Here is an 11959-nt window from a genome sequence, read left to right as displayed (position 1 = left end):
AAAAGATGGAGCAAGCATATCTTGATCTAGGGAAAAAGTTATTATCTGAAGGACATGTAAAAGGTGATCGTACGGGAACAGGAACATTTAGTTTATTCGGTTATCAAATGCGATTTGACCTGCAAAAAGGCTTTCCGTTATTGACGACAAAACGTGTACCTTTTGGTTTGATCAAAAGCGAATTATTATGGTTTTTAAAAGGAGACACAAATATCCGTTATCTTTTACAAAATAATAACCATATTTGGGATGAATGGGCATTTGAACGGTATATCAAAAGCGAGGACTATCAAGGGCCGGATATGACAGATTTTGGACATCGTAGTTTGACTGATCCAGAATTCAATAAAGTCTATCAAGAAGAAAGCAAGAAATTCTGTGAAAAGATAGTGGCAGATGAAGCATTTGCAGAAAAGCATGGAGATCTTGGTCATATCTATGGCTATCAATGGCGTCATTGGGAAACAAAAGAAGGTAGTTTCATCGATCAAATCAAAGAAGTGATCGAAGCTATCAAGCAGACACCTGATTCAAGACGATTGATCGTCTCAGCATGGAATCCAGAAGATGTGCCAAGTATGGCTTTACCTCCTTGCCACACGATGTTTCAATTCTATGTAAATGACAATAAATTAAGTTGTCAGCTGTATCAAAGAAGTGCTGACGTATTTTTAGGTGTCCCATTCAATATTGCTAGCTATGCTTTATTGACACATCTGATTGCACATGAAACGGGATTAGAAGTTGGTGAATTTATCCATACTTTAGGCGATGCGCATCTTTACTCAAATCACGTAGAGCAAATGAAGGAACAATTGTCTCGTGAAGTTCGTCCATTTCCGAAGCTAGTATTGAATACAGAAAAAAACTCTGTATTTGATTTTGAAATGGATGATATCAAAGTTGAAGGATATGAGCCGCATCCTTCAATAAAGGCACCTATCGCGGTCTAAGAAAGGATGAGAAAATGTTCGCTGCAATCTGGGCACAGGATGAAAATGGTCTGATTGGAAAAGAAGACAAACTTCCTTGGCATTTGCCAAATGATTTGAAATTTTTTAAGCAGATGACCGAAGCGAATGTATTGATCATGGGACGAAAAACATTTATGGGAATGGGCGGTAAGCCATTACCTAACCGTAAAACGATTGTTTTGACAAGGGACCGTGAATTTACAGCTGAAGGCGTGCAGGTAATGCATGATGTCAATGAAGTTTTAGCGTATGAAAAAGAAGCAGATGGGATTTTATTTGTTGCTGGAGGATCAGCGATCTATGAAGCATTCTTACCTTACTGCACGATTTTATATCGTACAGTAATCCATCATTCTTTTGAAGGAGATACGTATTTCCCTGCTGTTGACTGGCAAGCTTGGTCGTTGATCAATATCAGTCCGGGAGAAGTCGATGAAAAAAATAGTTACGCCCATCAGTTCGAAACGTATAAACGTAAAGAAGAACACACAACAGAAGAGATATAATGTCTCGTTGAACCTATAGATTCAAAGCGGAAGAAACCGGAATGGATGGTTGATCATTCAGGTTTCTTTTTCTTATTTTGCTAGTCCATAAAAAGAAGGAGTATATATAAACCAAAATTAATAGAATCATGTTATCATAACAAACAATTTATTTTAAACTTGTTTATAACTGAATTTGATGAAAAAACAAAAGTTCTTTGGTATACTGAAAGTGGACCTGCCTGAAAAATGCTAGGCACTTTGTGAAAGAAAGAGTGTGAAATAATGACAAACGTAAAAATAGTAACAGATTCTTCTTGTACAATGGAAAAAGCAGTACGAGATCATTTGAATATTCATGTTATGCCATTATCAATTATGATCGATGGTGTTGTATATCCTGATGACGACCAACTTGGCGGAGAGAAATTCATGGATATGATGGCTAAATCAAAGGCATTACCTAAAACAAGCCAACCGCCAATCGGTGAGTTCATTTCAGCTTATGATGAATTAGGTCAAGATGGTAGTGAAGTGATCTCTATCCATATGACAAAAGGCTTAAGTGGAACGGTTGAAGCTGCAAGACAAGCGAGTAACTTAACCAAAACAAAAGTAACAGTGATCGATAGTGATACAACCGATCAAGGATTATCTTTCCAAGTTATTCGTGCGGCTGAAATGGCCAAAGAAGGTAAATCAGCAGAAGAGATCCTTGCTGAAATCGAGAAGATCAAAAATAATACAAAACTTTATATCGGTATCTCCACATTGGATAACTTAGTAAAAGGTGGAAGAATCAGTCGTGCAACTGGTTTACTATCAAGTATGTTAAACATTCGTGTGGTGATGAACTTTACTCATTCAGAGCTGATTCCTGTGACAAAAGGTCGTGGGAAAAAGACTTTCGACAAGTGGTTCGATGGCTTGAAGAAAGAACTGAAGGCTCTACCGAACGTTCGCCAGATCGGTATCTCACATGCAGGTGCCACAGACCTTGCTCGCGAGTTTGAAGAAGGCTTGAAACAATTGTTTCCCGATATGGACATCCCAGTATTGCATACAAATCCAGTGATTGCTACCCATACAGGGGAAAATGCTTTTGCAATCATGTATTATACCGATTGATGAATGTAAAATAAGTAATAGGAGGACAGATCATGTGAAGACAAATAAACGTGTTCTTTGTGATCTGTCTTTTTATTCGTTCAAGTGCTACTAGCATAAGGAAGTGAGGAGGAAAAGACATTTTGAGATGCTCCACTTCCTTTAGCAGATGAGAAACAGCCTCTTTCTTTTTTCAGAAAAGGGCTATTTTTTTAATCGGAATTTTGGTAATATAAGAAACAATCATGGTTTAGAGGTGAAACAATGAAACGAATGAAACAACAGTGGTTGCTTGTTTTGATCCCTTTGTTCACTGCAGTTTTTCTCTTTGTCGGACTCTCTTTAAGCGTGCCGAAAGCACAGCCTTTGTTAAAACCGGCAGCATCGGTTACTTCTGAAAGCAATCAAAAGGAAAAGTTACACTATGTAGCAATTGGCGATTCATTGACTGAAGGAGTAGGCGACCAGACGAAACAAGGTGGTTTTGTTCCGTTAGTCGCAAATGACATAAAAGAAAGATACGGTTTGACAGCCATTGAAATTGAAAACTATGGTGTAAATGGCGAACGAAGTGATCAAATATTAAAAAGATTGAAAAACAATGAAGAAATCCAAAAGAATATCGAAACCGCAGACATTATTACCTTGACTGTTGGTGGGAATGATTTAATGAAAGTGATCCAAAATAACCTTTTTGGTATCAGTATTCGGTCATTCAATAAACCAATCAAGAAGTATCAAGAAAACGTCCAAGCAATCATCGAAGAGATACGAGTGTTAAATAAAGAGGTACCTATCTATATTTTAGGGATTTACAATCCATTTTATTTGAACTTCCCTGAGATCACGGATATGCAAACGATTGTGGATAACTGGAATGAAGGAACACAGCAGGTAGTAAATGAAGCAGAAAATAGCTATTTTATCCCGATCAATGATCTATTGTATCAAGGATTGAATCAAGAGGTCGGAATTACTGAAGCTTCTGATCAGTCAGCTTCTAGTGATAGTTCGAACGGGACGAAAAATAATGTGTTATATGAAGAAGATCATTTTCATCCTAATAACTTAGGCTATCAATTGATGGCTAATGCTGTGAGGGATCAATTGATCGAAACGCATGAAAAATGGCTGGTCAAGGAGGGAAACAAGGATGGATAAACGTAGTTCAACAGTTGAAAAAAACAAAAGGCATAACTACTGGAAATACGCATTTCTGATTTTATTAGGCCTGATCATTGGTTCGACGATTTTCTTGGGTACGCGGATATTTGCCAATCGTGAACCTGATTTGCCAGAAGTACCAGCGATTACAGAAAGACAAGGCGATCCGGTATTGACGATCAATACTCAAAAAGAAAAAGTCAACCAACTGATCAGCTTTTTCTTGACAGATTTCCAAGAAGGACAAGATATCAAGTACAAATTTTATTTAGAAAATGAAGCATTGCTTAATGGGACGTTTGAAGTGTTAGGTTTCCCTATCGACTTTTACTTGTATTTTGATCCGTATGTAATGGAAAATGGCAATGTTCAGTTAAAAGCAAAAAGTCTATCGATCGGTACATTGAATCTACCGATCAGAGATGTGATGAATATGATCAAGCGAAATTACAAACTACCTGAATGGATCGAGATCAATACAGATGATTTAACGATCATGTTACGATTAGATCAATTCCGTATGCAAAATGGCATGTACATCAAAGCGGACAAAATTGATTTAGTCAACGATGATATTCGATTTAGTTTGTATTTACCAAAAGATTCCTCAACAACGGAAGAAACGACCGAATCTAGTACTAATTAAGTGATATCTCGAAAGTAAGGGAGGAATTAATAATGGAACGAGCAATATTTGCAGGGGGTTGTTTTTGGTGCATGATCCAACCTTTTGACACATTACCTGGCATCCACACGATCATGTCCGGTTATACTGGTGGGCATGTGCCACATCCAACGTATGAACAAGTGAAAGCCAAAATAACAGGACATACTGAAGCAGTAGAAATCTTGTATGATCCTGAATTGATCTCATACGAGGCATTACTTGAGCTTTATTGGCAACAAACAGATCCTACAGACGCTTTTGGTCAATTCGAAGATCGAGGCGATAATTACCGACCTGTGATTTTTTATACTACAGAAGAACAACGTCAAAAAGCTGAAAAAAGCAAACAACAACTTGCAGCAAGTGGTCGCTTTAGTGAACCCATCGTTACGACGATTGAACCAGCGGAGGCCTTTTATTTAGCTGAAGAGGAACATCAAGATTACTACAAAAAAAATCCTGAGAACTTTGAGCGTAATCATGCGCGTCGTGCGGCATTTATTGCTGACAATTGGGAGGGAAATCAATGAATCGCAGCTTCTATCACTATCTGATGACTCTTCGTGGCGGAAAACCAACGGATGCACTGTCCACTTTTGCAACAGAAGCCGGTAAGGACATCCAGTTTCCAAAACATAGTACGAGTTATGAAGAAATCTCTGATTATTTAGAAATGAATGTTGATTATTTGCCCTCTATGGATATCTTTGATACAGCTTGGGATCATTATCTAGAGAATAATCATCTCGCCTGAACAATGGATCTGGTACGAAGGGGATGACTTAAAAAAGACGAGACAAGTACTGCATAGGCAATATTTTTGAATAGTCCTATTTGATACAATGATTTTAGCCTATGCAATTATTTCTAAAACATAGTACGTATGTCCGTCTTTTTTCGCATCTATTTTTAAATGATTATTGAACCATTCGCTTTTTCTGTAGTTATTCTATATAATGAGGATAATAGGTTAAGATTTTACGAGGGATGGATTGATGGGCTTTGACAAAAAAGCAGCGTTATATTGACCGTTTTTGGTTATTGATTAAATTTTTACTTTGTTCCATAGTGATTGCATTTATTTTACGGGGATTTATATTGATCCCAGTACCAGTGGAAGGAAACTCGATGGAGAATGTCCTTAAGCAAGGTGATATGGTCGTTATGGAAAAATTTTCTGAAATCAGAAGATTTGATGTAGTCGTTTTCCAACTTTCAGATGGCACGATCTATATTAAAAGAGTCATTGGTCTACCGGGAGAAACTATTAGTTATGAAAAGGACCAACTAAAAATCAACGGCCAGCCAGTCGAAGAACCTTATTTAAGTAAAAATATCCGTTCGGACCATGAAAATGCACCTTATACTACCGATTTTACCTTGGAAGAGTTGACAGGATATACAGAATTACCTGAAGATAGCTATTTTGTTTTGGGGGATAATCGTCGTGTGTCAAAAGATAGTCGTTCATTTGGAACAATATCTAGAGATGAAATTTTAGGAAAAGCGAGATTTGTGTATTACCCATTAACTGAAATCAAATGGATCAGGTAAAATAAAAGAAGACTTCCCAATAACAATATGTTGGAAAGTCTTCTTTTTTTTGATTATATTTTCATCCACATTGGTTCCAATGTGTTTCCATCAGGATCTTGTACTTCAAGAGAATACATTTCTTCTTCTGGTATTCCCATATCGACTGTATGGTAGCTACCACCATTTTCTTTTGCAATTTCACCAAAACGTTTGACTTCAGCAGCATTTGCTAAACTAAAAGCAATCAGTGCACCGCTCATTTTTTTTGTGTCTGCGATTTCTTTGTTTTTCAAGAATTTTTTGTAAAAGTCATGTGTCAAGAGCATCACCCAAAATGTGTCATCCCAAACCATTGCGCTTGCTTCCTCAGTCGAAAATTCTTTATTTTGTTTGAATCCTAATTTTGTATAGAATTCGACCGAGCGACCAACATCTTGCACAGGGAAATTGACAAAAACCATTGTGTCCATCTTGCTACAGCCCCTTTCATTTTCCTCTATCATGCGCCCGTTGGTAAGCGTTGTCAAAGTATTTAACTTGAAGAATAATTTCTTATTTTATTGGACGTATCCGCTAAAAGTATAATCAACAGTACTATAAAACTCATAATAAAATCTTGAACTTTGATCTGTCATACTAAGAGTATTAGAAATCGTAGAGCCAGCTGGAACGAAGTGTGTTTTCAAGACGGCATGATTGACAGAATTTCTCATTCGAATTTCTAAGGTTCCGCGACCTTGATTGTGGAAGTAATAATTATACGTATTTTTTCCTAATATATTGTAGTTAGAATATAAATAATATTTGCCACTATAAGTGCCAGATATTGAACAACGCCATGACGAAACTACGTTCCAGTTTGCCGTTGGCACATTGGCTCCTCTGACCAAGGAAGGCGTCAAATTGATTAAACTTGATTCTGGGTATGTGGCTTCAACACTTAACTGACCTGCATCTACTGACTGTTGTGGAGTGGACAAACCAAATAATAAGAAAATAGTAGAGAACATAAATAATTTTTTCATAAGTACTCCTTTTTTGTTATTTTTTAGCGAACATTCACCTCTTGATAATAAGTGTTTTGTTTCACATTTTCAATAGCAAGAATCCTTGTTTTACAAGGTGTCACAGATTGTGACATCGAATAATCGGAAATATATCGATTCGTTTCAATAATTCGCTTTTAAGTTCTTTTATGAAATGGTTATAATGAGAGATAGAATAAGGAGGCGATGTTGTGGATTTTGGTAAAACATTAAAAGAAAAAAGGTATCAAGCAGGAATTACACAGGAAGAATTGGCAAAGAGATTAAATGTTAGTCGTTCAGCTATTTCTAATTGGGAAATCGGCAGAAATTACCCAGACATACATACACTAGTGAAAATATCGACAAGCTTAGGTGTGTCTTTAGACGAACTATTGGAAAATTCTACCATAACTGACACGATGATTGATACTACTAAAGAAGTGGAGGTGAATCAGAAAAAAAAGCAAGGAAAATTGTTTTTTATAGTAGCACTTTGTTCAATTATTTCAGTCATGTCGCTTTTATTTTTTTCATTTTCTAAGCAACCGACGATTGTCTTGAATGCAGTTGAAAACGTCAATTCAGAAGATGTAGCGCTCTTTAACAAAGAAGACATTAAAGATATTACTCTCAAGGACAAGAAAATGACTGTTCTTTTTACTATACCTAAAGACAGTGAATATGTTGGCTACTATGTTGACGGAAGTAATCAAAAAGGTTTTGTGAATCTTGATTTATATAAGACTGCTAATTCTAATATCAATCAGCGGAAATTAGTACATGATGGACTGATTGAAGTAGATTTAGATATGTTTTCAAAAGTGAATAAAATTAGTGTGAATTATAAAAAATAAATCGTATTGCAAGAAGTACTCAAAGATAGCTGTATGAGGACAAATGAAGGAGTTCGATGGTTAGTGAAGGTAAGTATGGCAAAATAAAAATCTTCTAAAAAACTTTTAGAAATCAGGTGGATCTTCTTGTCAACGAGCTGTATACTTCGAGTCGGATCAGGTTAAAAAGTAAGCTTCATGAAACGAATCGTTCAGTCGATTGTTTTACGGAGCTTACTTTTTTCATTACTATGAAAGCTCTTTTTTACATTGATTGCTTTCTAACTTTGGCTGATTGATCTTTTGACATTTCTTAAAACTGACTCATGATGTACGTCAAAAGATCGCCTAGAAATCAAAAATATGAAGTATTTCTCTTGTGGATAGAACGGACAAAGTATTTTATCCTGTTATGATATTCCCTCCTCATCAAATATTTTTGTCCAGTTTACGATCTGAATAAGCATGGATTCACTTCTCCAGAGTACCGCATCATATATCAGTACACTTTCTGAGATAACTATGAAATAGAAGACTAGGTTCAATGGTAAATATTTTTAGGATAGTTAACATTCTCCTTGATTGACTTTAACAAATGGAAATCTGCTTGTTGAACTAACGTCTCTCTTTCCATTTTTAGAACATGAGGTGGAATTGATATGGTAAACTGAAGAAAAGAGTCGAAAGCGAGGAGCTAGATGATCGAAAAGAAACTAAAAGGAAGAGACGGTGTAGTGATCCAAGAAGAGCAAGTAATTCGTCCTAAGAAAGTCTGGTCGGAGGAGGTCCAAAAATTTTTAAGCTACCTAATGAACCAAGGTGTAATTTATGTGCCAGAACCATTAGGCTATGATGAGAAAGGAAATGAAGTGGTATCTTATCTCGCAGGTGAGGTCTATGATTATCCTTTGCCCTCTCAATTGTTGACGGACAGTGCCATTTGTTCAGCAGGTCGGTTGTTAAGAGATTTCCACGACCAGAATCAAGGATACCTTACTTCTTTAAGTGGCGCAGAACCGTGGATGCTACCTCCATTTGGAGAGCGTGAGGTAATGTGTCACAATGATTTTGCGCCATACAATGTGATAACGGAAAATGGTATAGCCATTGGTATCATTGATTTTGACACGATCACACCAGGATCAAGAATCTGGGATGCAAGTTATGCCGCCTATCGCTGGGTACCTTTAGCGGCAAATCAAGGAGATCCGATCACGGATGAAACGTGTCATCGTTTAAATAAATTTGTTGAAGCATACAGATTAGATGAGTCCGAGTATCCAGATTTGATTCCTACGATGAGCGAGCGACTTTCTTATATGATGGACTTCATCACTAAAGCAGCGAGTCGCGGGGAAGCAAATTTTCAAAAAAATATACATGAAGGCCATCTAAAAAAATATGAGCAAGATATTCAATGGTTGCTCGACAATGAGAAAAAAATTCTTAGAAAGTTGCAAAATGAAGAAACTTGAGAATAAGCCGTTTGATTTTTAGTTTTTTTCTTGTATACTCCTAGAAGTGTAGTTCATTCAAGTACTGTATAAGTAAAGAGCAACTTTTTTAGATTTTAAGTTTTAAAGGAGGAAACACCAATGACTATTCAATGGTTCCCAGGACATATGGCGAAGGCTAGACGTGAAGTTTCAGAAAAGATGAAATATGTTGATATCGTCTTTGAGTTAGTTGATGCACGCCTACCTTTGTCTTCACGTAATCCAATGCTAGATCAAATCATCCAACAAAAGCCAAGACTTGTTTTATTGAATAAAGCTGATCTAGCGGATCCGCAACAAACAAAATTATGGCAGCAATACTTTAGAAAGCAAGGACATCAAGCCTTAGCAATCACCGCTCAAGAAAGTAAAGGAATCAAATCGTTGATTCCTGCAGCAAAAGAAGCACTGAAAGAAAAACGCGAAAGAGACGCAGCTCGTGGCATCAAACCTCGAGCAATCCGCGCGATGGTTCTAGGAATTCCTAATGTAGGAAAATCGACATTGATGAATCGTTTAGTGGGCAAAAAGATTGCACAAACAGGGAATAAGCCTGGAGTAACGAAAGGGCAACAATGGCTTCGTTTAGGAAGTGAATTAGAACTACTAGATACACCTGGTATTTTATGGCCTAAGTTTGAAGATGAAGAAATCGGTAAAAAACTAGCCTTGACTGGTGCAATCAAAGACCAATTGGTACACCTTGATGATCTAGCAATTTACGGCTTAGATTTCTTTGCCCGTTACTACCCTAACAAAATCAGCGAACGTTATGGACTATCAATAGAAGAAGAGCAACAAGTTGCACCTGAGTTATTGATGACGATCACGGAACGGAGAGGGTATCGCCAAGATTATGACCGCGGGAGCGAGCTAGTCGTTTTTGATATCCGCCAAGGGAAACTTGGTCGCTATACTTTAGATCGTTGTGAAGAAATGGAAGAGACTACTCATGAGTGAGTCGATCCAGAGTATCAAAGAAAAACTGAAACAAATCACAACGCTTGATGATCCGATAGTCACACAACTAAGATTAGACACAAGAAAAGGTGTCCAACAAGCGTTAGACTCTTTTGAAAAACGCTTAGCAAAGGAAACTTTGCTTCGTGAAAAATATGAGACGATGTCCTTCTACGAAAATGAAGGATACGCTCAAGGGTATGACTTGATTGCAGGGATCGACGAGGTAGGAAGAGGCCCGTTGGCTGGCCCTGTTGTATCCGCAGCTGTTATTTTACCTAAAGGTGTAGAGATTTACGGATTGAATGATTCCAAGCAATTATCTGAAAAAAAACGTGAAGAACTGTATGTACAGATTCAAGAAAAAGCCCTCTCCATTGGGATTGGTGTGATCGATGAGCAGACGATCGATCGTGTCAATATTTACGAAGCAAGTAAATTAGCGATGTGTGAAGCTGTTAAAGAATTGACACCAGAACCTACGTATTTATTGATTGATGCGATGACTTTAGATTTGCCGATTGCACAAAAAAAATTGATCAAAGGAGATGCCCGTTCAATTTCGATTGCTGCTGCAAGTATCATTGCAAAAGTCTATCGTGACCGTTTGATGAAAGAATACGAGTTACAATATCCTGGCTATGGTTTTGCCAAGAATGCAGGTTATGGAACAAAAGAACACCTGTTAGGATTAGCACAACATGGCATCACGCCAATCCATCGTAAAAGTTTTGCACCAGTCAAACAATATTTATCATAAGCGATGTGCCACTTTTCACGTATCTTATAAAAAAGATTAGAAAAGGTGGCGCTTTATGGTTATATACAATGAATTTATTACAAAGTTGGCATTGGTCAAAGGACTGAGTGGAGAGCAAAAATGGCGTGTGATCCGTCATCTATTGAGTGAAAAGAAAGAATGGTTGTCTGTTGATGATATGTTGAAAGTTTCGCACTTCAATCGCTCTAAAGCAAATTTTTATGACTATTGGAGCCAGATCAACTATACTTGGCGGAATAGAATAGGAAAGAATCCATACATAACTTTTCTTGATCCAATCTACCCTTCACAATTGCTTCATTTGGCAAATCCCCCGATCTTATTATTTTATCGAGGGGATCTTTCGCTGATGAAACGAAAAATGATCGCTGTCGTTGGTGGTAGACAAACATCTGGTTATGCGAGAAAAATCGTAGAGCGAGTGATTACTCCAGTGATTGACCATGACTACATAGTTGTTAGTGGCTGTGCGAAAGGCATAGACACTTATGCGCATCAAGTAGCGATCCGTTGTTCAGGCAGAACGATTGCAGTGATCGGTACGGGGATCAATCATAGTTATCCAAAAGAAAATCAGCAGTTGCAACGAGGAATTGCTAGAGAGCATCTTTTATTAAGTGAGTTTTTACCAGATGTGGGCCCACAAAAATTTCATTTCCCTATGAGAAATCGTCTGATTGCCGCTTTATCAAGTGGAATCTGTGTGATTGAAGCAAAAGCAAAAAGCGGCTCATTGATCACAGCAGAGCAAGGCTTAGAGATTGGACGTCCGATTTTTTCTGTCCCTGGGAATATTTTGACAGGTCAATCCACTGGTTGTCATCAATTGATCCAAGATGGAGCGATATGTACCTTTTCAGGACAAGATATCCTGGATGAATTGGAATCATAACGATGGATTTATTATTGCTTTCCTTGACAAACGATT

At 37.4% G+C, this 11959-nt stretch carries 15 protein-coding genes; 13 read left to right on the top strand and 2 right to left on the bottom strand.

The window, feature by feature from the left end; translation table 11 throughout:
* Positions 1 to 5: 5 nt before the first annotated feature.
* The 8 genes from P3R27_RS08955 (at position 6) to lepB (ending at position 5951) form a co-directional block, all read left to right on the top strand.
* Complete coding sequence (locus P3R27_RS08955) at positions 6 to 953, top strand: thymidylate synthase (RefSeq protein WP_034687998.1); 948 nt, start codon at positions 6 to 8, stop codon at positions 951 to 953.
* A 14-nt stretch (positions 954 to 967) separates the two neighbouring features.
* Positions 968 to 1480, top strand: a complete 513-nt coding sequence (locus tag P3R27_RS08950; protein ID WP_034687996.1) for a dihydrofolate reductase — start codon at positions 968 to 970, stop codon at positions 1478 to 1480.
* A 264-nt stretch (positions 1481 to 1744) separates the two neighbouring features.
* Positions 1745 to 2587 carry a DegV family protein gene (locus P3R27_RS08945; protein ID WP_034687994.1) on the top strand — a complete coding sequence of 281 codons (843 nt, stop codon included), beginning with the start codon at positions 1745 to 1747 and terminating at the stop codon, positions 2585 to 2587.
* A 243-nt stretch (positions 2588 to 2830) separates the two neighbouring features.
* The gene (locus tag P3R27_RS08940; RefSeq protein ID WP_034687993.1) at positions 2831 to 3727 is read left to right on the top strand and encodes an SGNH/GDSL hydrolase family protein; all 897 of its coding nucleotides are present in this window, start codon (positions 2831 to 2833) and stop codon (positions 3725 to 3727) included.
* Positions 3720 to 4376 carry a YpmS family protein gene (locus P3R27_RS08935; RefSeq protein ID WP_034687992.1) on the top strand — a complete coding sequence of 219 codons (657 nt, stop codon included), beginning with the start codon at positions 3720 to 3722 and terminating at the stop codon, positions 4374 to 4376. Before P3R27_RS08940 ends, P3R27_RS08935 begins: the two co-directional genes overlap by 8 nt.
* Positions 4377 to 4408: 32 nt before the next feature.
* On the top strand, positions 4409 to 4927 hold the full coding sequence (msrA, locus tag P3R27_RS08930; RefSeq protein ID WP_126134027.1) for a peptide-methionine (S)-S-oxide reductase MsrA: 519 nt from the start codon (positions 4409 to 4411) through the stop codon (positions 4925 to 4927).
* Complete coding sequence (locus tag P3R27_RS08925) at positions 4924 to 5151, top strand: YozE family protein (RefSeq protein ID WP_034687904.1); 228 nt, start codon at positions 4924 to 4926, stop codon at positions 5149 to 5151. Before msrA ends, P3R27_RS08925 begins: the two co-directional genes overlap by 4 nt.
* A 248-nt stretch (positions 5152 to 5399) precedes the next feature.
* Entirely contained in the window at positions 5400 to 5951 is a 552-nt protein-coding gene (gene lepB, locus P3R27_RS08920) for a signal peptidase I (RefSeq protein WP_034687902.1), read from the top strand.
* 53 nt (positions 5952 to 6004) lie between these two features.
* Here lepB and P3R27_RS08915 read toward each other — a convergent pair whose 3' ends face one another.
* Both P3R27_RS08915 and P3R27_RS08910 read right to left on the bottom strand, forming a co-directional pair.
* Positions 6005 to 6403 carry a VOC family protein gene (locus P3R27_RS08915; RefSeq protein ID WP_034687900.1) on the bottom strand — a complete coding sequence of 133 codons (399 nt, stop codon included), beginning with the start codon at positions 6401 to 6403 and terminating at the stop codon, positions 6005 to 6007.
* 87 nt (positions 6404 to 6490) lie between these two features.
* Positions 6491 to 6958, bottom strand: a complete 468-nt coding sequence (locus P3R27_RS08910; RefSeq protein WP_034687899.1) for a hypothetical protein — start codon at positions 6956 to 6958, stop codon at positions 6491 to 6493.
* Between the two features lie 212 nt (positions 6959 to 7170).
* Between P3R27_RS08910 and P3R27_RS08905 the strand changes: the two genes are divergently transcribed.
* The 5 genes from P3R27_RS08905 (at position 7171) to dprA (ending at position 11923) form a co-directional block, all read left to right on the top strand.
* Positions 7171 to 7815, top strand: a complete 645-nt coding sequence (locus P3R27_RS08905) for a helix-turn-helix domain-containing protein (protein ID WP_034687897.1) — start codon at positions 7171 to 7173, stop codon at positions 7813 to 7815.
* A gap of 677 nt (positions 7816 to 8492) precedes the next feature.
* A complete protein-coding gene (locus P3R27_RS08900) occupies positions 8493 to 9269 on the top strand; it encodes an aminoglycoside phosphotransferase family protein (protein ID WP_034687895.1) in 777 nt (258 codons plus the stop codon).
* Between the two features lie 120 nt (positions 9270 to 9389).
* Positions 9390 to 10250: a ribosome biogenesis GTPase YlqF gene (ylqF, locus tag P3R27_RS08895; protein WP_034687893.1), complete on the top strand. Its 861-nt coding sequence runs from the start codon at positions 9390 to 9392 to the stop codon at positions 10248 to 10250.
* Positions 10243 to 11010 carry a ribonuclease HII gene (gene rnhB, locus P3R27_RS08890; protein WP_034687891.1) on the top strand — a complete coding sequence of 256 codons (768 nt, stop codon included), beginning with the start codon at positions 10243 to 10245 and terminating at the stop codon, positions 11008 to 11010. Before ylqF ends, rnhB begins: the two co-directional genes overlap by 8 nt.
* A 55-nt stretch (positions 11011 to 11065) precedes the next feature.
* On the top strand, positions 11066 to 11923 hold the full coding sequence (dprA, locus tag P3R27_RS08885; RefSeq protein ID WP_034687889.1) for a DNA-processing protein DprA: 858 nt from the start codon (positions 11066 to 11068) through the stop codon (positions 11921 to 11923).
* The last annotated feature ends 36 nt before the right edge of the window (positions 11924 to 11959 follow it).

Origin of the sequence: Enterococcus spodopteracolus (genome assembly GCF_030441955.1) — a bacterium.
Classification (GTDB): Bacteria; Bacillota; Bacilli; order Lactobacillales; family Enterococcaceae; genus Enterococcus_B; species Enterococcus_B spodopteracolus.
This window is presented reverse-complemented; position numbering and strand designations above follow the sequence as displayed.